This is a genomic window from Streptomyces sp. NPDC030809 (assembly GCF_055572195.1).
On the sequence record NZ_JBVIDV010000018.1, the window covers coordinates 111,468 to 133,993 of the forward strand.

Consider the following 22,526-nt stretch of genomic DNA (forward strand, 5'->3'; position numbering starts at 1 on the left):
GGCCTGCGCATGCCGCGGGCGCCTGCCCGGAGCGGCGGGGTGCGCCGTTCGCAGGCGGATCCCCGGCCCCGATCCCGGCCCCGGCTTCCTCCGAGGCGCCGGGGGCCGCGGGCTCCTCTGCCGTGCCGTCGGCCGCGAGCGCAACGCCTGCGCCGGGCTGGGGCGTGGTCGCTGTCGCTGTGCCCCGGGCTGCGGGCTCGTCCGCAGTGCCGTCGGCCGCGACGGGGTCGCCCGGGCCGCCGGGGCCGACTGCGGCCGTGTCTCCCGTGCGGCGGTCCGCCGACCCCGGTGCCCGGCCGTCGCCCGCAGGCGGACGACCTGTGCCGGGCCCGGCTCCTGCCGTGTCTCCCGTGCGGTGGCCCGCGGGTTCCTCCGTACGGCCGTCGGGCGCAGGTGCATGCGCCGGGGCTGCGGTCTCCGGGTGTTCGCTCGCGTGCGGGTCAGCGGGCGCGTCGGCCGGGCCGGCGGTTTCCCGTAGCAGGCAGTTGAGCAGCGGGGTCACGGCCAGTGCCTCTGCCGCCCGGGCGAACTCCTCCTCCATCGCCCTTCACAGTAGGCGCGGCCGGGAGCGGGTGCGGTAGGACACGCGCATGTGCCGTACCGATGCCGAACGGACCCTCGCAGCGGAACTCGAAGCCGTACGCCCGGCGCGCTCGGACACCTACCTCGCCGCTCTGCCCGGAGCCCGGGCCGCGGTCCTGGCCCGGCTCTGGCGCGGACTCGTCCACGAGCCGCTGCCCTGGATCGCGAGCCGCACCGCAACGGCCGGCGCCCTCGTGCTGCGCCTCGCCGACGGCCGCCGCCTGCACGGCCCGCCCCCGGACCCGTGGGCGACCGGCACCGCGCTCGCGGAACTGGTCCTGGACGGCGCCCCGTACGACCATCCCGCCGAGCTGCTGGCCGCCCTCGCGCTCCCGGACACCGGGCACTTCACGGCCGAGGTGGACCACAGCGTGGCCTCGCTCGCCCTGTCGAGGACCGCCCCCGCCCCCGCGCTCCCGCCCGCCGCGCCCTGGGAGTGGGAGCAGTGGTCGACCGACGGCCACCCCTACCACCCCGCATGCCGGTCCCGCCCCGGCTTCTCCGCCGCCGAGCAGCTCGCGTACGCGCCGGAGCACCGGCCCGTGGTCGGCCTGCGGCTGGCACCGGTGACCGGTGGGACCGTACGGGGCGACTGGCCGGCGGAACTGCGCGAGGGGGCCGCCGTCCTGGTGCCGGTGCACCCGTGGCAGGCCGACCACGTCCTCCGCGGACGCCCCTTCCTGGCGGGACCCGCGGCGCACCCCCTGCTGTCCCTGCGCACCCTGCACCTCGGGGACGGCGGCCCGGGCCCCGCCGGGGGCTGCGGGGGCCTGCACGTCAAGACGGCGCTGAGCACCCGGCTCACCTCCTCCGTGCGGGACATCTCCGCCTACTCGGTGGCCCATGCCCTCGCCACCTCCCAGGTGCTCGAACGCGTGGCGGACCGGCTCGGGGGCCGGCTCCACATCGCCCGGACCCTTGCCGCCGCGGGCGCGGGCACCCCGGACCTCGCGGCCCTGCTCCGGGAATCGCCGTACGGGTACGCGGACGCCCGGGCCGGGGAGCAGGTCGTGCCGGTGGCGGCGTTCGGGGCCTGCCTCGCCTCCCGCAGCCCCGAGGAGCGCCTCGACCGGCTCATCGGGCTCGCCCGCCTGGCCCTCGGCGTCTGCCTGGACCTGCTCGAACGGGGCGTGGCCCTGGAGGCCCACGGCCAGAACCTCCTCGCCGTGCTCGACGCGGACGGCCACCCCCGGCGCCTCGTCTACCGGGACCTCGCCGACGTCCGTCTCAGCCCGTCCCTGCTCGCCCGGCACGGGTTCCCCGCTCCGCCCCTGACCGGCCGGCTGCTCAGCGAGGACGTGGCCGCCCTGCACCGGCAGTCCCTCGGCTGCCTGATCGGGAACGCCCTCGGCCCGCTGGCGGCCGACGCCGCCACCCTCGGGCTGGTCCTGGACGCCGCGACCCGCGATCTCCCGCCCACCGCGGCGGTACGCGCCCTGCGCACCCGCCCGCTGCCCGCGAAGGCCCTCACCCTCCGCCGCCTCACCCACGGCGGCGACCAGTGGACCACCCTCCCGAACCCGCTGGCACAGTGACGGACCGTTCCGTGCGTCCGGTCCGGACGGGCCGTCCGGTCCGTCCGGTCCGTCCGGGCCGTACGGTTCGCCCAGGCCGGACGGACCATATGACCGGCCGGGACGGCCCAAGGCCACCGCGCCTGACCGGCGGGCGGCCGCGCGTGGGCTAACGTGGGCGCGCATGACGGGCCGAGGGCACAGCGAGCGCCGGGCCGGGGCCGCCCCCGGCGGGCGGCGCGGGTTCGTACGGGCGTGCGCGGGCGGTGCGCTGGCCGCCGGGAGCGGGCTGCTGTCCGGGTGCGGCGCCCACGAGGGCACCGCACCCGTCAGCCGGGCCCGGGCGGACGGCGTGCTGCCCGCCGGCCCGGCCGCCGCCTGGCGGGAACTGGCCGCGGGCAACGCCCGCTGGCGCACCCTGCACGCGCAGCACCCCGACGAGTCGCGCGCCGTGCGGCGCTCGCTCGTCGGGGGCCAGCACCCGTTCGCGGTGGTCCTGGGCTGCATCGACTCGCGGGTCCCGCCGGAGCTGGTCTTCGACCAGGGGCTGGGGGACCTCCTGACCGTGCGGACCGCCGGCGAGGTGCTGGACGAGGCGGTGCTCGGCAGCATCGCCTACGGGGTCCTGGAACTGGGGGTGCCGCTCGTGGTCGTGCTCGGCCACGAGGGCTGCGGGGCGGTACGCGCCGCCGCCGAGTCGGAGGCGGACGGGGCCCGGCTCCCCGCCCACGTCCGCTACCTCGCCCAGCAGATCCGCCCGGTGCTCGACCCGCGGCTGACCGGGGAGGCCCGCGTGGACGCCGCGGTCACCGCGAACGTCCGCAGGATCACCGCCCGCCTGTCGGCCGAACCGGACCTGGCGCCGCGCATCGGATCCGGCGCCCTGGAGGTCGTGGGCGCCCGCTACGAACTGACCAGCCAGCGGGTGCACCGGATCCGGTGACCGCGGCGGCACGGTGGGCCCGACGGCGGGCCGGGCCGGGCGGGCGTTGTCAGACCCCCCGAATAGCCTGCACCTGTGACCGGACAAGCGTGCGAGAACCAGAAGAACCGCCCGAACGCCCTGCCGGCCGCCCTGCGGGCGGTGGCCGGGGTCGCCTTCCCCTACGGCGAGGACGAGGGGTGCATCGACTACGCGCCCTTCGAGGAGTTCATGTCCCCGGAGGAGACCACCGAGTGGTTCCGGGCCTGGACCGGCAACAGTGAGCTCGACGGCGGCGGGTTCCGGGTGTTCGGCCAGGACGGGTCGGGCGGGTACGCGGCCTTCTGGCTGGTCCGGGAGGGCCGGCCGCTCGTCGAGCAGCCGGTGGTCTTCCTCGGCTCCGAGGGGGAGACGGGGCTCGTGGCCCAGAACCTCGCCGCGTACCTGTGGCTGCTGGCCGACGGCGGCGGCCCCTACGAGGCCGTCCAGTACCCGGAGCGCGTCGGCCGCCCGCATCCGGTGCTGACGGAGATGGCCGAGCGGTACGCGCCGGACGGGCGCCGCCCTGCGGCGGAGCTGATTGCGGCGGCGGCCGCCGAGTTCCCCGACTTCGAGGACACGGTCTTCGCGCTCTGCCGCTGACCGGGTGCGCAGCGGCCGGGTTCACCGGGGGGTGATGACGAGCCCGACCGGCGCCGTGGGCGGGAGCGGAAGGGGGAGCAGGGACGGGAACGGGAACGGGTGCAGCGGGCGGGTGCCCGGGGTGAGGGAGCCGAGGACGCGCGGACCCGAAGCACCCGTGCAGTCCGGCGCGTTGGCGGGCAGCCCGAGTGCGCTGAGGAAGCCGAGCACCGCGAAGGCGTACGCCTCCTTGGCCTGGGCGGGCAGGCCGAGGCCGTCCGAGGGGACCACCGGGATGCCGCCCAGCTCCCGGCGGAGCAGCGCCATCAGGACCGGGTTGCGGGTGCCGCCGCCCGAGACGACCAGCTCCGTGGCGCCCAGCGGCCGCACCGCATCCGCGATCGTCCGGGCCGTCAGCAGGGTGAGCGTGGCCACGACCCCGGCCGCTCCGGCCGGGCCTCCGTCGGCCCCGAGTCCCGCCCCTGCCAGGGCCGTGCGCACGTACGCCGCGTTGAAGAGCTCCTTGCCGGTCGTACGGGGCGCCGGCAGCCGGTAGTACGGCTCGGCCAGCAGCCGGGCGAGCAGCGGCTCGTGGACGGTCCCCGCCGCGGCGAGCCGACCCTCGGCGTCGAACGCGAGGCGCCCGCCGGTGAGTTCGTGTACGGCCGCGTCGATCAGGGCGTTTCCGGGGCCGGTGTCGAAGGCCACCGCCGTGCCGTCCGGCCGTACCGCCGTGAGGTTGGCGATCCCGCCGATGTTCAGGGCGACGGGCCGCCCGGGGCGGCCCCGCAGCCACATCAGGTCCACGAGGCCCACCAGCGGTGCGCCCTGACCGCCCGCCGCCACGTCGCGGGGCCGGAAATCGGAGACGACCGGGCAGCCGGTGGCCTCCGCGATCCAGGCGGGCTGCCCGATCTGGAGGGTGCCGTGCACCCGGCCGCCCTCGGCCCAGTGGAAGACGGTCTGGCCGTGGGAGGCGATCAACTCGGCCCGGCCCCCGCACAGTTCGAGGTCCGCCCGGCGGGCCAGTGCGCCGAAGGCCTGGCCGATCCACGTGTCCAGGCGGCAGACGTCGGCCATCGTCACCGCGGCCGGCGGCAGCGCACGGGCGAGGGCGTCCCGCAGCTCAGGCGGATACGGCCGGCCGATCGCGCCGAGCGGGGTGAGGCGCAGCAGGCCGTCCTCGATCACCAGGTCGGCGGCCGCGGCGTCGATCGCGTCGTACGAGGTCCCCGACATCAGCCCGACGACCCTCACCGCAGGGGCCTGCGGTGGTCGTCGGAGCGCAGGGTCCACAGGGCCGGCAGGCCGAGGGCGCAGGCTCCCGCCGCGTACAGGGCCGGGATGTCGGTGCGGCCCGTCACCTGCGTGAGGCGGGTGACGACCAGCCCCGCGCAGCCCGCGAACACCGCGTTGGCCAGGGCGTACGCGAGTCCCAGGGCCGTGCAGCGGGTGCGGGCCGGGAACATCTCGGCGAGCATCGCCGGACCGGGTCCCGCGAGCAGGCCCACCAGGGCCCCGGCGACGAGCACCGCGGCGGCTTTGGCGGCGGCCGGTGCGCCGGGTTCGCGGAGCAGGGCGAACAGCGGGACGGCCAGCACCATCACCAGCACGCTGCCGGTGAGCATCACCGTCCGCCGCCCCAGCCGGTCGCTGAGCGAACCGGCCGGTACGAGCGCCGCCGCGAAGCCGAGGTTGGCGAGGACCGCCGCCAGCAGGGCGCCGCGGTACGAGGTGCCGAGCGTGCCGTGGAGGTACGAGGGCAGGACCACGAGGAAGGCGTACCCGGCACCGGACCAGCCGACGATCCGGCCCGCGCCGAGGACGACGGCGGTGAGCAGTTCCCGGCGCGGGACCTCCGGCGGGTCCGGCGGCCGGGACCGGGCCTCCGATGCCGTGGGCCGGAATGCGGGCGATTCCGCCAGCCGCAACCGCAGGCCCAGCGCGAGCAGACCCAGGGGCAGGGCGAGCAGGAAGCACACCCGCCAACCCCATGCGTACAGGGCCGCCTCCGGCAGCAGCGCGGCCAGGGCGGCCGCGGTGCCCGCGCCCGCCAGCAGCCCGAGGGCGACGGTGCAGGACTGCCAGGAGCCGTAGCGGCCGCGGCGGCCGGGCGGGGCGAACTCCGTCAGCACCGCCACCGCCCCGCCGAACTCCCCGCCCGCAGAAAGCCCTTGCAGGGCCCGCAGGGCCGTGAGCAGCACCGGGGCCGCGGCCCCGGCCGTCGCGTACCCGGGCAGCAGGCCGATGCCGGCGGTGGCCGCGGTCATCAGTCCGAGGGAGGCCAGGAGCGCCGGTCGGCGCCCCGCGCGGTCCCCGAGCCGGCCGAAGAGCAGCGCGCCGAGCGGGCGGAAGAAGAAGGCGAGCGCGAACGCCGCATACGTGGCGACCAGCGGGCCGGCCCCCGCCGCCGGGCCGCCCGGACCGGAGGCGGGGCCGGGGGAGAAGAAGGCGGCGGCGATGACCGGGGCGAGGCAGCCGTACACGCCGAACTCGTACCACTCGACGAGGTTGCCCACGGCGCCCGCGCACAGGGCTCGCCGGGCCGTCGGCGTCACCGCCCCGGCGGGGGACAGAACGGAGGTCGTCACCCCGCGAGGCTTCCCGCCGCCCCCACCCCGGAACCAGCCGCTCCACCCGTTCCCCCTGGCGGCCCTGCCCCGGGCACCACGGCAGGTCGTGACCCCGTCCCCGGCCGCCCGCGCCGGGGGAGGCTCTGGGCCGACACGGATCCGGGGCCGCCCGCCCGAGGCCGCCCCCGCGACTCCGGGGGCTACGGCTTCGGGTGCCCTGGGGCTTCGGGGCCGCGCCCGCAGGCCGTCCCGGCCGCCTTCCGGACGGCTGTTCCGGGGCCTGGTCCCCTCTGCTCGGGGGCCGCCATTCCGGCTCCGGCCTCCGGCCCCTGGCCCCGCAGCGGCTCCCGGCTTCCGGCCCGCCGGCCCCGGCTTTCCGGCCCGCGGGCCGGCACGGGGGCCGTCGTGCGTCCGGGGTCCGGCCCGGCACTCAGCTCGACGGGCGCCCGGAGTCCGACCCCGTACCGGGCCGCACGGGCTCTGGTTCCGTGGTCGGCACGGCCTCCGGCTCCGGCCGCGTACCGGGCTCCGTTTCGGGATCGGGCGCCGGTGCGGGATCCGGGGCCGTGCCGGGGGTCGGGACCGGCTTCGTGGCTGTTTGCCGGCGGGGCCCGGTGGTCAGGGTTGCAGCCGTGCACAGGCCGGCCGCTGCGAGGGCGGGCAGCAGGATGCGTACGTCGAGCAGGGAGACGAGGGCGGCGCCGAGGGCCAGGGCCACCGCGTTCGGGGCCATGATCAGGGTGCCCGCCGTGGCGGCCGTGCGGCCCAGGACGGCGTTCGGGGTCTCCCGCTGGACCGCCGTCATGGCGGTGACGATCACCGCCGGCAGACCGGCGCCGATCAGCGCGCTTCCGCCGGCCGCGGCGGCATCGTACGGCAGTGCCCGCAGCCCGGCGCCCACCGCGAAGGCGGCCACCGCGGCGGCGGCGAACAGCCGCTCGGGCACCCGCCGCAGCAGCGGGCCCGTCGCGAGCCCGCCCAGGACCGAGCCTGCACCCTGGACCGCGTACAGCACCCCCACCCAGGCGGGCGTCCGGCGCAGCACGTCGTCCGCGACGGCGTAGACGAAGGCCCCGTTCAGCCCGGCCAGCAGCATGGTCGCCGAGGCGGCGAGCACCAGCGGGCGCAGGGCGGGTGAGTGCCACAGGAGGCGGGCCCCCTCACGGACCCGGCCGGTTCCCGGCTCGGCCGCAGCCCCCGGCCCCGGACCCGGCTCCGGTTCCTGCTCCCCGTGGATGCGGAGCAGCGTGAAGATGCCCGCCGACAAGGCGAAGGTCGCCGCGTCGAGGAGGGCCACCGAACCGCCCCCGAACCGGGTGAAGAGCGCCGCACCGGCCACCGGGGCCACGAGCTTCATGCTCTCGTCGGCCGCTGCCCGCAGTCCGTTGAAGTCGCCGAGGAGCCGCTTTTCCACCACCTGCGGCAGCAGCGCCGCCCCGGCCGCGTCCGCCAGTGTCCCGGCGGTTCCGTAGAGGACCAGGACGGCGAACAGCAGCCACACCCGGTCCGCGGAGTCCATCAGGAGCAGGCAGGGCAGCACGGCGGCCATGCCCGCGCCGACCGCGACGAGCAGGGGCCGCCGGGGGAAGCGGTCGGCCAGGGCGCCCAGCGCGGGCCCGGCGAGCACGGGCACCCACATCGCGAAGGCGGTCAGTGCCGCGAGGCCGTCCGACCCGGTCAGGGTCTTCACCCAGACACCGGAGACCAGCCACATCGCGGTCGTGCCGAAGCCCGAGACCGCCACCCCGGAGAGGTAGAGCCCTGCATTGCGGTCCCGCAGGACCCGTTTCAACGTCCATGTGTTCACCGGCCGATCGTCGGGCGTGAGGCGGGCCGCCCGGATCGGGCAACTGCCGTAGCCGCTGCCCCGCGCCGCACTCAGGCCCCGCCCGGCGGGGGCTCAGCGCGGCGGGCCGCGCAGCCTTGCGCCCGAGGGCCCGCAGGCATCGCGAGTCCGCCCGGTTGCCGGACCGGCTCGCGCGGTGACATGACGGGCCCGGCGGCGGGCAGGTGCGGGGAACGGGGAGGTGCGCGCGTCCGGCGCGCCCGGTCCGGACAGCAGCCGACGACGACGAGGACGTGATCGACATGCGGGTGGCGTTCCTGATGGCTCCCGAAGGCGTCGAACAGGTGGAACTGGAGAAGCCCTGGCAGGCCGTGCGCGAAGCGGGCTGGGAGCCGCGGCTCGTCTCCACCCGGCCGGGACGGGTGCAGGCCTTCCACCACTTGGACAAGGGGGACACCTTCCCCGTGGACGACCTGGCCGCCGAGACCCCGGCCGAGGAGTTCGACGCACTGGTCCTGCCTGGCGGGGTGGCCAACCCGGACGCCCTGCGCCTCGACGAGCGGGCGGTCGGCTTCGCCCGGCACTTCTTCGGCATGGGCCGACCGGTCGCGGCGATCTGCCACGCGCCCTGGACCCTGATCGAGGCCGACATGGTGCGCGGCCGGACACTGACCTCTTGGCCCAGCCTGGCCACGGACATCCGCAACGCGGGCGGCACCTGGGTGGACGAGAAGGTGCACGTCTGCCGGGCCGCCCCGGGCACCCTCGTCACGAGCCGGAAGCCGGATGACCTGGAGGCGTTCTGCGCCGCGCTGGTCGAGGAGTTCGGGGCGGGGGAGCGGGGGGAGGCCCGCGCGGCGTGAGGCCCGGCGGCGGGAGGCCGCTCGCGTGCGCACTGCTCACGCGCGCCCCGGCCGGTCCGGCGCGTGCGTGAGCCGTACGGCGTTTTCCAGGAGCAGTGCGTGGACGAACGCCTGCGGGAGGTTGCCGCGCAACTGGCGCTGCGCCGTGTCGTACTCCTCCGCGAACAGGCCCGCCGAGCCGGCCGCCGTGCGCGAGCGTTCGAACCAGCGGGCGGCGGCCACCTCCCGCCCCTCCGCGAGGCAGGCCTCGGACATCAGGAACCCGCACAGGAGGAACGCGCCCTCGGCGCCGCCCAGGCTGCTCGGGCGGTCCGTGCCGCGAGTGCCGCCCGTACAGGCGAAGCGGTACACGAAGCCGTCCTCGGCGAGTTCGCGCTCCACCGCCAGCCGGGTCGCGGCCGAAGCCGGGTCCCCGGTCGGCCAGTACGCCGAGGTCAGGGGGCGCAGCAGGGCGGCGTCCGGGCCGGGGTCGGAGGCCGAGCGCTGCCAGCGGCCCGAGGGGTGCAGGCACCGCCGGCGCGCCTCGCGCAGCACCGCGTCCGCCAGTTCCGCCCACCGGCCCGCGTCCGGCCCGCCCACCTCGCGGGCCACCGCCCGCAGCCCCGTGACGGCGGCCAGCCGGGAGTGCGTCCACCAGGCCGGCTCCAGCTCCCACAGCCCCGAGTCCGGACTGTCCCAGTTCTCCTCCAGGGCCGCCACCGCCACCGCGACGGCCCGCCGCCCGTCGGAGTCGAGGCGGTCCTGCCGGGCCGCGGCCGCGAGGAGCTCCAGCACCTCGCCGAAGGTGTCCAGTTGGAACTGGGAGCCGGCCCGGTTGCCGATCCGGTCCGCCGCGCCCGGATAGCCGCACAGCGGCAGGGTCCGTTCCGGCGGGACCGGGGAGCCGTCGGTCCGGTACGCCGGCCGCAGCGCCGGCCCGTCCGCCAGCACCCGCGCCGTGGCCACCCGTACCGCCTCGTCGGTCAGCCGGTGCGGGCCGTGCTCGGCCACCGCGAGGCCGGTGTAGCACTGGTCGCGGAGCCAGGCGTACCGGTAGTCGTAGTCGCGGTCCGAACCGGCGTGCTCGGGGAGCGAGGTGGTCGCTGCCGCCACCATCGCGCCCGTGCGGGGGCTGGTGAGCCCGGTGGCCACGGCGTACGCCTGGCGGGCGTCCCGGGCCGCCGTCAGGTCCGTGCAGGCGGGTACGGCCGCGGCCCAGAACTCCTCCGTCCGCCGCCAGGCCCCGTCCGGGGGGACCGGGGGGTCCAGGGGGCGGTCCGACAGCTCCAGGACCAGATCGTGGTGCGCGCCTTCCGGTACGTGGACCAGGGCGCGGAGTTCGCCGTCGGGGCCCGGGCCGGCGGAAGCCCCCGGAAGGCCGCGCAGCCTCACTCTGAGCAGGCCGTCCGTCCCCTCCCACAGGCCTCCGCCGGTGCTGTGGAACCGCGGTGGCGGATCGCTTCCGTAGCCGCCGCGGACGCTCAGCCGGATCCGGAACCGGGCGGGGCCGCGGACTGCGCGGATGCGGCGGAGCAGGACCGCGCGGTGCGGGTCGGGCGGGGCCGCGAGGGCCTCGCGGCACTCGGCGACCCCGCCGGGGAGGGTCCAGCGGGTGGTCCAGATCAGGGAGCCGTCCGTGTAGGCGCCGGCCGACACCCGCCAGGGCTCGTCGGGACACACCTCGAAGGCGCCTGCGCCGCCGATCAGCTCCGCGAACACGGCCGGGTCGTCCCAGCCGGGGACGCACAGCCACACGGCGTCTCCGGCGGGGCCGACCAGGGCGCCGCGCTCGCCGTCGGCGAGGAGGACGTAGTCGCGCAGCGGGCGGGGTGTGTGCCGGAGGGCGGGGTCGGGCAGCGTGCAACGGCGGCGTTCCGTGGTCCTCTCCTCTCGTCCGTGCCGCGTCTACCCGCTGGGCGGGGGCTGATGCCGTGCCCTGGCGGGCCGGTGCCCGGCCGGGCACCGGGCTCGGGGCTCTGCCCCGGACCCTGCGCCTCAATCGCCGGCGGGGCTGGTTTTGGCGGGGCCGGATGTCGTGGGCGGCGGAGTCTCCGGTTCGGGGCTCTGCCCCGGGCCCTGCGCCTCAATCGCCGGCGGGGCTGGATTTCGCGGGGCCGGGTTTGGTGGGGCGGGGTTTCTGGTTCGGGGCTGTGCCCTGGGCCCCGCGCCTCAATCGCCGGCGGGGCTGGTTTTGGCGGGGCTGGTTTTGGCTGGGCCGGATTTCGTGAGGGGCGGGGTTTCCGGTTCGGGGCTCTGCCCCGGGCCCTGCGCCTCAATCGCCGGCGGGGCTGGATTTCGCGGGGCTGGGTTCGCGGCACCCGGGCGGAGGCGTGGCGGACCCGCCGCGGCGCTGGCGGCGGCGGGATTTCCGCGGGCCCTCGCAGCGGTCACCGGTCCTGTTGTGCCCGTGCCCGCCGGGCGGTCGCCGGTCGTGCAGGGCGCCGCTCCCCGCCGGGCGGTCGCCGGTCGTGCAGGGCGCCGCTCCCCGCCGGGCGGTCGCCGGTCGTGCAGGGCGCCGCTCCCCGCCGGGCGGTCACCGGTCGCGCAGGGCGCTGCCCCCCGCCCGGCGGTCGCCGGTCGCGCAGGGCGCCGCTCCCCGCCGGGCGGTCACCGGTCCCGTTGGGCCCGCGCCCGTCCGGCGATCACCGGTCCCGCAGGGCGCTGCCCCCGCCCGGCGGTCATCGGTTTCGGTGGGGCGGACGGGTGGGGGAGGTGAGGAGGCCTGGGAGGAGTTCTTGGGCCTTGGCCTTCAGGCCCTGGGTGAGCAGGTGGGCGCGGCCGCCGCCGTCGGAGCGGGCCAGGGAGGCGAGCGTCGCCTCGACCTGCTCCCAGGTGGCGTGCGGCGGGATCGGCGGGACCGCCGGGTCGGTGCGGAAGTCCAGCACCGTCGGTCCCTCCGCCGCCAGCGCCGTGCGCCAGGCGTCCTCGACCCGGTCCGGATCCGTCACCCGGATGCCGTCCATGCCCAGCGAGCGCGCGAAGTCCGCGTAGGGCACGTCGGGCAGCGACTGGGAGGCCTCGAAGGGCGGGGAGCCGCCCATCGCCCGCAGCTCCCAGCTGACCTGGTTGAGGTCGTGGTTGTTCCACACCGCGACCACCAGCCGGGGATCGTCCCACCGGTCCGCGTACTTGGCCACCGTCACCAGCTCGGCCAGCCCGTTCATCTGCATGGCCCCGTCGCCCACCAGCGCGATCGCCGGCCGGCCCGGGCGGGCGAACTTGGCCCCGATCGCATAGGGCACCGCGCTGCCCATCGTGGCCAGGGTGCCCGAGAGCGATCCGCGCATGGCACCGCGCATCGTCAGGTGCCGGGCGTACCAGGTGGCCACCGAGCCGGAGTCCACGCAGATCATGGCGTCCTCCGGAAGCAGCGGGTCCAGGGCGCGGGCCACGTGCTCGGGGTTGACGGGATCGGCCGCCAGGGCGGCCCGGCCCGCCATGACCTTGCGCCAGCGCCGCACCCCGGCCGCCACCTGCCGCTGCCAGCTCCGGTCCTCCTTGCGGGTCAGCAGCGGCAGGAGCCGGCGCAGCGTGGCCGCCGCATCGCCGACCAGATTGACCTCGTACGGGTAGCGCAGGCCCACCAGCTGCGGGTCGATGTCGATCTGCACCCCGCGCGCCCGCCCGTACTCCGGCAGGAACTCCGAGTACGGGAAGTTCGACCCGACCGTCAGCAGGGTGTCGCAGTCCCTCATCAGCTCGTAGCTCGGCCGGGTCCCCAGCAGCCCGATCGCGCCGGTCACGTACGGCAGTTCGTCGGTGAGCGCGTCCAGCCCGAGCAGCGCCTTCGCCACCCCGGCGCCCAGCAGCTCGGCGACGGCCCGGACCTCGTCGGCGGCGCCCGCCGCGCCCTGCCCGATCAGCATCGCCACCCGCTCGCCGGAGTCGAGCAGGTCCGCGGCCCGGGCGAGCGCCCCGTCGTCCGGCACCGGCGCCCAGCCGCTCGCGTCACGGCTGGACGGCACCATCTTGTGGGCGTGCGCCGGCGGCTCGTACGGCAGTTCCTGCACGTCGGCCGGGATGATCACCGCGGCCGGGGCCCGGCGGGCCCGGGCCGCCCGGAAGGCGCGGTCCAGCACGTTCGGCAGCTGCTCGGGCACGTTGACGGTCTCCAGATAGGCACCCGCCACGTCCTTGAACAGGCTGTGCAGGTCCACTTCCTGCTGGTACGAGCCGCCCATCGCGCTCCGGTCGGTCTGCCCGACCAGGGCGACCACCGGCACGTGGTCCAGCTTCGCGTCGTACAGCCCGTTCAGGAGGTGCACGGCGCCCGGGCCGGACGTCGCCACGCACACCCCGGTCCGGCCCGCGAACTTGGCGTAGCCCACCGCCTCGAACGCGGCCATCTCCTCGTGGCGGGCCTGGATGAACCGCGGCCGGTCACCCGCCCGCTCCCAGGCCGACAGCAGCCCGTCGATCCCGTCCCCGGGATAGCCGAAGACGTGGGTGACGCCCCAGTGCCGCAGCCGCTCCAGGACGTGGTCCGACACCTGTGCCGTGCTCATGAACCGCTCCTTCGTCGCGCTCGTCCCGCCCGGCCGGTGCGCGCCCCCGCCGGGCGGCCTGTCCGGCCGCACGCCTCACACGGTGGTCGTGGCCGTCGCGAGGGCGTCCACCACGTCCGTCAGGCGGCCGTGGCGGTGCAGGGCCGCGCGCTGGCGGGCCGCGCCGCTGCCGCCGCTGCGCAGCTGCTCCAGCAGGTCCCTGGCCAGGGCCAGGTCGCCGGTGGCTTCGAGGCCGGGGGCGGCGCGGGCGAAGAGCCGGTCGACGAGTTCCTCGGCGGGCGTGCGTTCGCCCGTGACCGGGTCCAGGCCGAACCCCGCCCGGCCGTGCGCGGCGGCCAGCCCGTGCGCGGCCCGCAGCCGGTGCTCGGGCACGTGCGGCGGGGGCACGCCCTCGGCCACCTCCGTGGCCAGGAGGCCGGCCGCCAGCCCGCGGATCAGGGCCGCGAGGAGGACCACCGTGTCCAGCTCGGCGTTGACGTCGGCCACGCGGATCTCCAGCGTGGGGCAGTGCTCGGAGGGCCGGGCGTACCAGTAGACCATCCGGCGGTCCATGAGGATCCGCTTCTCCACCAGGGCACCGACGTACGCCTCGTACTGCGGTTCCTGCAGCACGGGGGCGGGGCCGACGGTGGGCCAGCGGGAGAACTCCATGAACCGCCAGCTCTCGAAACCGGTGTCCCGGCCGAGCGAGAAGGGGGAGTTGCCCGCGAGGGACTGCACCACGGGAAGCCACGGCCGCATGTGGTTCGCCAGTGCCAGGGCCTCGGCGCGGCCCAAGGCGCCCACGTGCACGTGGCAGCCGCAGACCAGCCCGTCGTAGCCGCCCACGATCGCGGCGAACTGCCGGGCCATGCGGCGGTAGCGGTCGGTGTCGGTGATGGTCAGCGGGCGGGCCGGGGGGATCACGGGGGTGCCGGTGGCCACCAGCCGGCAGCCCTGCTCCTCGGCGGCCGCGCCCACGGTGCTGCGCAGGTGCGCGAGGTCGCTGCGGAGGCGCCCGAGGTCGGCGGCGGGCTCGGTGCAGACCTCGACCTGGGCGTTGAAGAACTCGCTCTGCACCCGGGGGCCCAGCTCCCGGGCGGCGGCGGCGATGACCGCGGGGGCGCGTTCCGCGGGCCCCCGGCTCTCCCGGTCGACCAGCAGGAACTCCTCCTCCACGCCCAACGTGAGCACGCTCATCGGAAGCCTCCTCGTGCCGGACCCTGCGCCTACCCCCGCAGGGCCGGTCCAAGCGCGCGGGCCGGGGTCCGGAAGGCCGCATGGGATCCGGGATCCGGGGTAGCTGCGCGTTGCCGGAACCCGATACCCGAAGGGACAGGGCCATGGGCAAGCTCAAGGGCAAGGCCGACGAGGTCAAGGGCAAGGTCAAGGAAGAAGTCGGCGACATGACCGGCGACAAGGGCATGGAGATGAAGGGCAAGGGCGACCAGGCCAAGGGACGGATGGAGGAGTCCGCGACCGACGCCAAGACCCGGATGAAGAGGATGGCCGACAAGGACCGGTGACCGGACGGTGACCGGACGGCGGGGGGGGGGGGGGGGGGGGGGGGGGGGGGGGGGGGGGGGGGGGGGGGGGGAGGGGGGGACCGATCACTACGCCCCCTCCACGCCCCCCCCCCCCCCCCCCCCCCCCCCCCCCCGCCGCCAACCCCTGACCAGGCAGAACGTCAGTCCCCGCCGGAACAGGCCCGACCCGCCGGAACCGGCCCGAGGGGCCCGAACCGGCCGGGCGGGGCGACTTCGCCCGTGCCGTCCGGTCCGGGGCTACTTCTCCACGAGGACGATGTCCTCGATCCGCCGGGTCATGCGCACCGTGTGCTCGGTGATCTGGAGGACGTGCTGCAGCCCCTTCAGGGGCTCCTCCCGGCCCGGCACGATCACCTCCTCGTCCCCGCCCGCCAGGTACGCGCGGAAGCAGGCCAGGGAGGGGCCGAAGAGGCGCAGGTGGTCGGCCAGGCGCCGGAACAGCTTCGGGAGGATCACCTGCTGCTCGGTGATGGATTCCAGGTTCTCGATCGTCACGCCGGTGTCCTTGAAGGTCACGTCCTTCCCCCACACCCCCCTCGGCGGCTGCGCCCCGCGCGCCCGCCGGGCGGTCTCGGCCATGCATTCGCGCAGCTCGCGGGGGAGCTTGCTGTAGAAGGTCGGGTAGACCAGTCCGAGGTCGAGCAGGTGGTGGTTGGCCGTCTCGTGGAGCAGGGCGGTGCTCACGACCATCAGGTCCCCGCTCCTGGTGTGCGGCGGAAGCTCGCCGCGGCCCACCATGGCGATGCAGCGGCCGAAGAGGTCGGCCCCGCTCGCGAGCACGAAACCCGGGACGCTCTCCGGGACGGCGGCGGTGACCTTGCCCTTCTCCTCGCCCTCCTCGACCATCTCGATCTCGCGGAAGCCCAGCCAGGACAGCAGCTCGTCCCGGGCGGCCAGGGCCAGCTCGGACGGCTGGGCCACCATCTTGGGGCCGACCCCCTCGTAGTGGGTCTCCAGGGCGTCGATGCCGTCCATCCGGATCTTGCCGCGGCCCACCCGGTTCCGCTTGACGAGGTTCTGGCCGGGCACATCGCGCCAGAAGCCGGGGTCCTCGGGCAGGAAGTGCACCGTGTCGCCGTCGGGCTGGGTGCCGATGATCTGGAAGGTCCCCTTGATGAGCAGCATGGGCACGCGAGTCTCCCGGTGGCATGAGGCGGGTCGGGGCCCGGTCAGGGCGCGAGCACCCCCAGACTGCCGGATCCCGCCGCCCCGTCCGGGCCGCGACCCCGTTCGGCCTGCGAGTTCACCTGAACCGCCGAGGGCGTGTCCGCGTGCGACCCGGCCGTGGCACGGGCCGCCACCGGGCTGCCGCCGAAGCCCCAGGACCCGACGTCCCGGTAGCGGATGGGCCCCGGGCCGCGCCCGATGTTGCTGCCCACCAGGTGCAGCCGTTCCGTCCGCCAGGCCTGCCCGGCGAACCCGGCCAGGCCGGCCGCGGCCTCCACCACGCTGGACGCGTCGTTGCGGCGGGCCCGGGCCAGCGTCAGGTGGGGGCGCAGCACCCGCTCCTCGAACCCGATGCCGCACTCCCTCACCAGCGCCCGGACCTCGGCGGCCAGCAGGTGCAGCCCGTCCAGGTCCCCGCCTATGGCGCTCCACAGCACCCGCTCGTCGAAATGCCCGCCGCCGCGCAGGTCCAGGTCCAGGGGGCGGCGCGCGGCCGCGAGCGCGGCCAGCGGGGCGCGCAGCAGCGGCACGGCGGCCGCCGGGAGCTCCCCGAGGAAGGCGAGGGTGATGTGCCAGTCCTCGATCCGGTTCCAGCGCATGTGCGGGTACGCGTCGTAGGCGGGCCGCAGCGCGTGCGCCAGCTCGTCCTTCGCCGGGTCGGGCGGGGCGAGGGCGATGAACACGCGGGTGGTCGCGGACCGGATGTGATCGTTCACGGAACTTCGTACCTGAGTACCTGGGTCGTCGGAGGGGCCCCGCCATCTTCGCACCCTGGGTCCGGCCCCCGCCCACCGCCCGTTACCGGACACGGGCGCCCGTTCCCGGACACCGGCGCCCGCAACGGTGCAAGCGGGTGGCGGGCTGGGCAGTCTGGGTGCGGAACGCGCCGCGGGCCGGGGCCGGCGGCCGGTGGGGACGAGGGAAGGGGATGGCCGTGGGGGAGTGGGACTGGGTGTCGGCCGAGTTCGGCGAGGCGCACGCGGGGCGGGTGGGGGTGGTGCTGGCCGACGGCACCGAGCCCGGCCCCGTCTACTTCGACATAGGCAGCGGCTCCGAGGTGCACTCCACGACCCGCTGGACCGTGTACGACGGCAGGTTCCGCCGCCCGCGGGCCGAAGGGCTCCGGGCGGCCTGCGCGTGCGGCTGGCGCGGGGTCGCCGAGTACCCGCTGGACTGGGAGGCGATGGGCGGGGAGCGCCGGTACGAGGCCGGGGTGGAGCCGGCGGGCCTGTTCGCGGACTGGAGCGCCCACCTGTCCGTGGTCCGCGAGACGACCGTGGCCCTGCCCGAGCAGCTGGCCGCCCTGCTGACCCGGCTGGCCGACGAACTCCAGGACATCGCCGCCGATGCCCCGCTCGCGGCGCTGAAGGCGGTCGCGATGCTGGAGCGGATCACGGGGGACATGGCCCAGGAAGCGGCCGACGCGGTGTGGGACTCGGGCGCGCCGACCGAGGCCGTGGCCGCGGCGCTCGGCACCACCCCGTCCCAGGCCCTCGGCATCCTCCTGCGCTACCGGCGCTCCTGAGCGCACCGCCCCGGCCCCGCCCGCCCCGGTGGCGTAGAAATCGACGGACCCGCACGGACGGGCGACTGATTCGCTGTGCGGAGCCGGGCCTACGCCGTGCCTTCGGGGAACCGCGGTGAATTCGGGGCTGGCGGTCAACCCACCTGAAAAGACTGGTAGTTGAACCTTCCGCTACGCGCGGGTTCCCCTTGCCCCCGCGGGGGGTGAACGGCCACTCTTGCGGGGTTGGGACCGCAGGGGGTCCCAGGGGGGAGTACATCATGCAGGTCAGATCCGCCATGCCCGCTTCCGGTCGCGGCCCGCGCCGCAGGCCCGGCGGCGCCGCACTCGCGCTCGCCACGGCGATGCTGCTGGCCGCCGGTTCGGCCGCCACCGCCACGGCGGCCGCACCGCAGCCGGAGGGGGTCGTGGCCAACGCCGGGGCCCCGGGCACCATCCCCGGCAGCTACATCGTGATCCTCAATCAGGCGCACGCCAAGTCCCAGTCTCCCGCGGGCCGTTCGGTCGTCGAGCGGTACCACGGGAAGATCCGCCACACCTACGACTCGGCACTCAACGGCTACTCCGCCGAGCTCACCGCGCAGCAGGCCCGGCGGCTCGCCGCCGACCCGGCCGTGGCCCAGGTCGTCCAGGACGGTGTGGTCCACGCCGACACCACCCAGCCGAACCCGCCGTCCTGGGGGCTCGACCGGATCGACCGGCGGCGCAAGCCCGGCCAGGACAAGAAGTACACGTACCCGACCAGCGCGGGCACGGGGGTCACGGCGTACATCATCGACACCGGCGTCAACTTCAGCCACCACGACTTCGGCGGCCGGGCCCGCTCCGGCTACGACGCGATCGCCCCGGGCACCCCGGCGTGGGACGAGCAGGGGCACGGCACGCACGTGGCCGGCACCGTGGCCGGTACGACGTTCGGCGTGGCCAAGAAGGCGAAGATCGTCGCCGTGCGGGTGCTCGACGCCAACGGCTCCGGCACCATCGCGCAGGTCATCGCGGGCGTCGACTGGGTGACCCGGAAGGCCGTCAAGCCGGCCGTCGCCAACATGAGCCTCGGCGGCGCCGCCAACGCCGCGCTCGACACGGCCGTCCGCAACTCCATCGCCAAGGGCATCACGTACGCGGTCGCCGCGGGCAACGAGAACAAGGACGCCTCGACCCGCTCCCCGGCGCGGGTGGCCACCGCCATCACGGTCGGCGCCACGCAGCGCGACGACCGGCGGTCGGACTTCTCCAACTACGGGGCCACGGTGGACCTGTTCGCGCCCGGCTCGGACATCACCTCGGCCGTCTGGTGGGACAACGAGTCCTCCGACACCAAGTCGGGTACCTCGATGGCCACCCCGCACGTGGCGGGCGCCGCGGCCCTCTACCTCTCGACGCACCGCACGGCCACCCCGGCGCAGGTGGACAAGGCGCTGAAGGCCAACGCCACGACGGAGGGGATCTGGGACAAGGGGGCCAACTCGCCCAACCGGCTGCTGTACGTGGGCACCACGGCCCAGAAGAAGGTCGTGAAGAAGTTCACCAACAGCGCCAACTACGCCTTCAACGGCGGCACCGCCGCCAACTCGCCGGTGACCGTCACCGGGCTGACCGGCAACGCGCCGAAGAACCTCGAAGTGGCCGTCTCCGCCAAGTTCCCGGCGTGGGGCTTCCCGAGCGCGGCACTGGTCGCCCCCGACGGGACCGTCTACCCGCTCAACCTGAGTGACACCCGCTGGGACATGCCCGACCTGGGCGGCATCTGGACCGTGAACGCCTCCGCCGAGACCGCGAACGGCAAGTGGCGGCTGCGCCTCAAGGAAGACCCGGCGGCGGGCCTCCAGGGCTACATCGACAGCTGGACGCTGCGCTTCTGATCCTGCTGCTCCGGTGCGGCCCTGCGCCGCTCCACTGGCGTCCCGGTGCCGCGCGACCGCGCGCGGTACCGGGACGCACGCGTGTGCGGACCCGCCAGTGGGACACTGCTGACGTGAAGTCTCTCCGTAATCCGCGCGTACGGTGCGTCAAGTGCGTGAGCACCGCAGTGATCCTGTCCCAGCCCGTCGACCGGCGGACCGCCGAATACCGGTGGCGGTACCGGTGCCTGGACTGCTCCGTGGCCTGGTGGCAGGACGAAACGGATTACTGGCGCGAGTACGGCGCCCCCGGTGAATAGCCCGGGAGGGACCGCCTGACCTGACGGACCGCCAACACGCCGGAGCTGCCCGGACGGCTCCGTCCGGACAGCTCCCTCAGCCAGGTGTCCCCGCCCGAACCAGCCGTCCGGGCGGGCGGGTTCAGTGGCCGTTCACCGACCAGTGGGCCGGGTCGTCGGACGGCTGGTACGCGAAGTGGATCACCCCGTACGTGCGTCCCACCGCCATCAGCTTGCTGTTCAGCCCGTTGCGCGGACCACTGGAGATCGTCACCCGCTGCCCGTTCCCGTCCGTGATCGTGATGCTGCGCGCGGACCAGGTGGTGGGCATGTCGATCGCGAGGCCCCGGACGTGCAGGCTCTTCGGCGACGGCGGCTTCTTGAGGTTCGGGCTGATCCCGAGGGCCTTGTAGAGGCGCTCCGCGGCGGCGATGGAGGCCTTGGCGTCGAAGGCGCCGTTCTCGTCGGTGTGCTGCCAGCAGATGTTGACGGGCTCCTGGGCGCCCACGGGCTTGAACGGCAGCGCCTTGTCGGCGGAGACCGCCTTGCGGGTGATCTGGTAGGCGTAGTGCATCATGTACGCCCGCTGCACCGGCCGGCGGGTCGCGACCTGGTCCGGGTCCGTGGTGATGCCGGCACGGCGCATGGCCCCCATGAACGCCTCGACGTCCTGGCGGAAGCCGTCCGCCAGGTCCGAGGTCCGCTTCTTCGTCGGGAACTGCTTGGCCCACGCGGCCCCGCTCAGCGACTTGGCATCACAGGTGCGGGTGAAGGCGAGGGTCCCCGTGTTGGGGTTGCACGGGCCCGACGGGACCGTGACCTCCCACGTGATGGCGTACGTCTTCGGCGCGAGGAACGGGGCCGGCTTGGTGTACTTGTGCGTCACCGTGACCAGCTCGGCTCCGTCGGCGCCGCCCGCGAAGGTGCGGTTGCTCGTGGTGCCGTCACCCCAGGTGGTCTTCACGCTGAAGGTGCACGTGCTGGTCGAACCCCGGCTGTAGAGCTTGTACGCCACGTTCGGGTCCGGGCTCGCGCACTTCGGCTTCGACTTCGCGAAGCAGGAGGTGGGCCCGGCGTCGGACCGCAGGTCGTGGCCGGACAGGGCCACCGAGCCGCGCGGGGTGTCCGGACCTACGTCGGCGGAGGCGGTGCCGGCGGCCACGGCCAGCACGGCCACGGCCAGGGCCGCGGCCAGCCGCCGGCGCCACGGGGCGCGGTGGTGCCGCTGCTGTGCGCGGCGCAGGGACAGGTGCATGCTCAAGGGACCCCCCAGGTCTTCGTGGGCGCGCACGGCGTCCCGCCGGCGCGCGCGAGCTGCAAGAGCCCCGGCATCCCCCCAACGGCGGTGAAACCCGGTCAACCGGAGCCCGCGGGAAGCGTACGGCCGTTCGCAGCGCCCCGTGGCACCCGACACGAACTCGGCGGCCGCCGCTCCCGGCGTCCCCGGCACCTGCCGACGGCGCCGCTGCGCAGCCGTCCACCGCCGAAGGCCCGGGCCTACGGCGGCCCCCGCAGGCCCGTGGGGCCCGTCGGCGCTGCCCGGCGGGGTGGCGGCCGGCCTGGCGGGCCCGGCGGGAGGGGCAACCGGTGCTTCCCGCATCGACGGTGATGCGCAGGGCTCCTCGTCCGGCTGGCCGAGCGGCCGGCCCCGCACGTGCACCAGCCCGTATACGCAGATCGGCGGCCGCGCGTCCAGGAACCCGCGCCGGGAAATGGCTTCGGGCCGGCGACCGACGACGTGCTGCTCTTCGTCAACGCCGCCATGCCCGGCCCGACCTCGCCCTCGACGCCGTCAAGTACGGCAACGCACTCAAGCGGGCCCTGCGGCACGCGCACATCGCCCCCGCGCCCACGGGCATCCCGGTGCCACCGCCGCCGGACTCGGCATCGGCGAGGCGCAGTTCGGACTCCGCCTGGAGGCCGCCGGCTTCGGCCACCTGCTGCGCACGGACGTGCTCGACGGCCACCGCAGCCGGGCCCGCGGCCGTCGCCGGCCGAAGGCGCCCACGGCCGGAGCGTTGGCTAGGCTGGCGGACGGAAGCCGGTCCCGCGGCAACGCGCGGGCCGGGAGCGGGTGTCCGTCGGCCGGCCGCGGCCGCCGGACGTCCGACACGACGGGGGGCTCGCCTTGGATCGCCTGACCGCAACGCGCTTACGGACCCGGCCCGCGCCCGCGCTGCCGCCCCTGCTGCTGCCCGCCCGGCTCGGGCCGCCCGCCGCCCTCGCCGCGCTGGTGGTCCTCGTCCTCGGTATCCGGTACGCGGGCACCGGCCGGCCCAGTCCGGTGGACGAGCGGGTCGGGGCGGCGGTGGACGGCACCCGGCCCCCGGCCTGGCGGCAGGCCGCCCTGGCCGCCGACTTCCTGGGGGAGCCCGCGGGAGCGGCGGTGCTGATCGCCGCCCTGGCCGCGGTCTGCCTGCTGCTGCGCCGGCCGCGCGCGGCGGTGCTCGTCGTGGCCGGCGCCGGACTCACCGTGGCCACGACCACCCTGCTCAAGTACGTGGTGGGACGCACCATCAACGGCGGGTACCTCTCCTACCCGAGCGGGCACACCGCCTTCCTCACCGCGCTCGCCCTCGCGGGGGCCCTGCTCGCGGCCGGCCGCCTCGGCCTCGGCCGGACGGCCGGCACCCTGCTCGTGCTCGCGGCCGCGCTGGCCGCCGGGGCCGCCATGGGATGGGCTCAGGTCGCGCTCGGCGCGCACTACCCGACCGACGTCCTCGGCGGATGGTGCACCGCTCTGGCGGTGACACCGGCGACCGCGTGGCTGGTCGACCGGATGCCCGGCACCGGCCCGCGGCCGCCCCGCTGACGTCACCTCAG

Annotated in this window: 17 protein-coding genes and 1 pseudogene; 9 read left to right on the top strand and 9 right to left on the bottom strand. The window is 76.0% G+C overall.

The window, feature by feature from the left end; genetic code table 11:
- Positions 1-590: 590 nt before the first annotated feature.
- From ACZ407_RS23570 to ACZ407_RS23580, 3 genes are all read left to right on the top strand, one after another.
- On the top strand, positions 591-2,117 hold the full coding sequence (locus ACZ407_RS23570; protein WP_468131312.1) for an IucA/IucC family protein: 1,527 nt from the start codon (positions 591-593) through the stop codon (positions 2,115-2,117).
- A 163-nt stretch (positions 2,118-2,280) separates the two neighbouring features.
- Positions 2,281-3,039, top strand: a complete 759-nt coding sequence (locus tag ACZ407_RS23575; protein ID WP_468131314.1) for a carbonic anhydrase — start codon at positions 2,281-2,283, stop codon at positions 3,037-3,039.
- A gap of 75 nt (positions 3,040-3,114) precedes the next feature.
- The gene (locus ACZ407_RS23580; RefSeq protein WP_468131316.1) at positions 3,115-3,660 is read left to right on the top strand and encodes an SMI1/KNR4 family protein; all 546 of its coding nucleotides are present in this window, start codon (positions 3,115-3,117) and stop codon (positions 3,658-3,660) included.
- Positions 3,661-3,681: 21 nt separating this feature from the next.
- Here ACZ407_RS23580 and ACZ407_RS23585 read toward each other — a convergent pair whose 3' ends face one another.
- The 3 genes from ACZ407_RS23585 to ACZ407_RS23595 all read right to left on the bottom strand — a co-directional run bounded on the left by ACZ407_RS23585 (position 3,682) and on the right by ACZ407_RS23595 (position 8,019).
- Positions 3,682-4,896, bottom strand: coding sequence for an anhydro-N-acetylmuramic acid kinase (locus tag ACZ407_RS23585; protein WP_468131318.1), 1,215 nt, complete (start codon positions 4,894-4,896; stop codon positions 3,682-3,684).
- Positions 4,893-6,230, bottom strand: a complete 1,338-nt coding sequence (locus tag ACZ407_RS23590; protein ID WP_468131320.1) for an MFS transporter — start codon at positions 6,228-6,230, stop codon at positions 4,893-4,895. Before ACZ407_RS23590 ends, ACZ407_RS23585 begins: the two co-directional genes overlap by 4 nt.
- 412 nt (positions 6,231-6,642) lie before the next feature.
- Positions 6,643-8,019 (bottom strand): MFS transporter, encoded by a 1,377-nt coding sequence (locus tag ACZ407_RS23595; RefSeq protein WP_468131322.1) that lies wholly within the window; start codon positions 8,017-8,019, stop codon positions 6,643-6,645.
- Positions 8,020-8,300: 281 nt separating this feature from the next.
- On the opposite strand from ACZ407_RS23595, the gene ACZ407_RS23600 reads away from it, so the two are divergent.
- Positions 8,301-8,861: a type 1 glutamine amidotransferase domain-containing protein gene (locus ACZ407_RS23600; RefSeq protein ID WP_468131457.1), complete on the top strand. Its 561-nt coding sequence runs from the start codon at positions 8,301-8,303 to the stop codon at positions 8,859-8,861.
- Positions 8,862-8,897: 36 nt separating this feature from the next.
- On the opposite strand, the gene ACZ407_RS23605 is transcribed toward ACZ407_RS23600, so the two are convergent.
- The 3 genes from ACZ407_RS23605 to ACZ407_RS23615 all read right to left on the bottom strand — a co-directional run bounded on the left by ACZ407_RS23605 (position 8,898) and on the right by ACZ407_RS23615 (position 14,524).
- Positions 8,898-10,697 (bottom strand): glycoside hydrolase family 15 protein, encoded by a 1,800-nt coding sequence (locus tag ACZ407_RS23605; RefSeq protein ID WP_468131459.1) that lies wholly within the window; start codon positions 10,695-10,697, stop codon positions 8,898-8,900.
- Positions 10,698-11,518: 821 nt separating this feature from the next.
- Positions 11,519-13,345 (bottom strand): thiamine pyrophosphate-requiring protein, encoded by a 1,827-nt coding sequence (locus ACZ407_RS23610; protein ID WP_468131324.1) that lies wholly within the window; start codon positions 13,343-13,345, stop codon positions 11,519-11,521.
- Positions 13,346-13,420: 75 nt separating this feature from the next.
- On the bottom strand, positions 13,421-14,524 hold the full coding sequence (locus tag ACZ407_RS23615) for a carboxylate-amine ligase (RefSeq protein ID WP_468131325.1): 1,104 nt from the start codon (positions 14,522-14,524) through the stop codon (positions 13,421-13,423).
- Positions 14,525-14,667: 143 nt separating this feature from the next.
- Here ACZ407_RS23615 and ACZ407_RS23620 point away from each other — a divergent pair, with 143 nt between their 5' ends.
- Positions 14,668-14,850, top strand: coding sequence for a CsbD family protein (locus ACZ407_RS23620; RefSeq protein ID WP_468131327.1), 183 nt, complete (start codon positions 14,668-14,670; stop codon positions 14,848-14,850).
- A gap of 258 nt (positions 14,851-15,108) precedes the next feature.
- Here ACZ407_RS23620 and ACZ407_RS23625 read toward each other — a convergent pair whose 3' ends face one another.
- Entirely contained in the window at positions 15,109-15,996 is an 888-nt protein-coding gene (locus ACZ407_RS23625; protein WP_468131461.1) for a nuclease, read from the bottom strand.
- A 185-nt stretch (positions 15,997-16,181) separates the two neighbouring features.
- Positions 16,182-16,754, bottom strand: a pseudogene (gene thpR, locus ACZ407_RS23630) (RNA 2',3'-cyclic phosphodiesterase); the annotation flags it as partial.
- A gap of 212 nt (positions 16,755-16,966) precedes the next feature.
- On the opposite strand from thpR, the gene ACZ407_RS23635 reads away from it, so the two are divergent.
- From ACZ407_RS23635 to ACZ407_RS23645, 3 genes are all read left to right on the top strand, one after another.
- A complete protein-coding gene (locus ACZ407_RS23635) occupies positions 16,967-17,563 on the top strand; it encodes a hypothetical protein (RefSeq protein WP_468131329.1) in 597 nt (198 codons plus the stop codon).
- 260 nt (positions 17,564-17,823) lie between these two features.
- Entirely contained in the window at positions 17,824-19,425 is a 1,602-nt protein-coding gene (locus tag ACZ407_RS23640; RefSeq protein ID WP_468131331.1) for a S8 family peptidase, read from the top strand.
- Positions 19,426-19,580: 155 nt separating this feature from the next.
- On the top strand, positions 19,581-19,724 hold the full coding sequence (locus ACZ407_RS23645) for a hypothetical protein (protein WP_468131333.1): 144 nt from the start codon (positions 19,581-19,583) through the stop codon (positions 19,722-19,724).
- Positions 19,725-19,845: 121 nt separating this feature from the next.
- Here ACZ407_RS23645 and ACZ407_RS23650 read toward each other — a convergent pair whose 3' ends face one another.
- Positions 19,846-20,964 carry a hypothetical protein gene (locus tag ACZ407_RS23650; protein ID WP_468131335.1) on the bottom strand — a complete coding sequence of 373 codons (1,119 nt, stop codon included), beginning with the start codon at positions 20,962-20,964 and terminating at the stop codon, positions 19,846-19,848.
- An 867-nt stretch (positions 20,965-21,831) separates the two neighbouring features.
- Between ACZ407_RS23650 and ACZ407_RS23655 the strand changes: the two genes are divergently transcribed.
- On the top strand, positions 21,832-22,515 hold the full coding sequence (locus ACZ407_RS23655) for a phosphatase PAP2 family protein (RefSeq protein WP_468131337.1): 684 nt from the start codon (positions 21,832-21,834) through the stop codon (positions 22,513-22,515).
- The last annotated feature ends 11 nt before the right edge of the window (positions 22,516-22,526 follow it).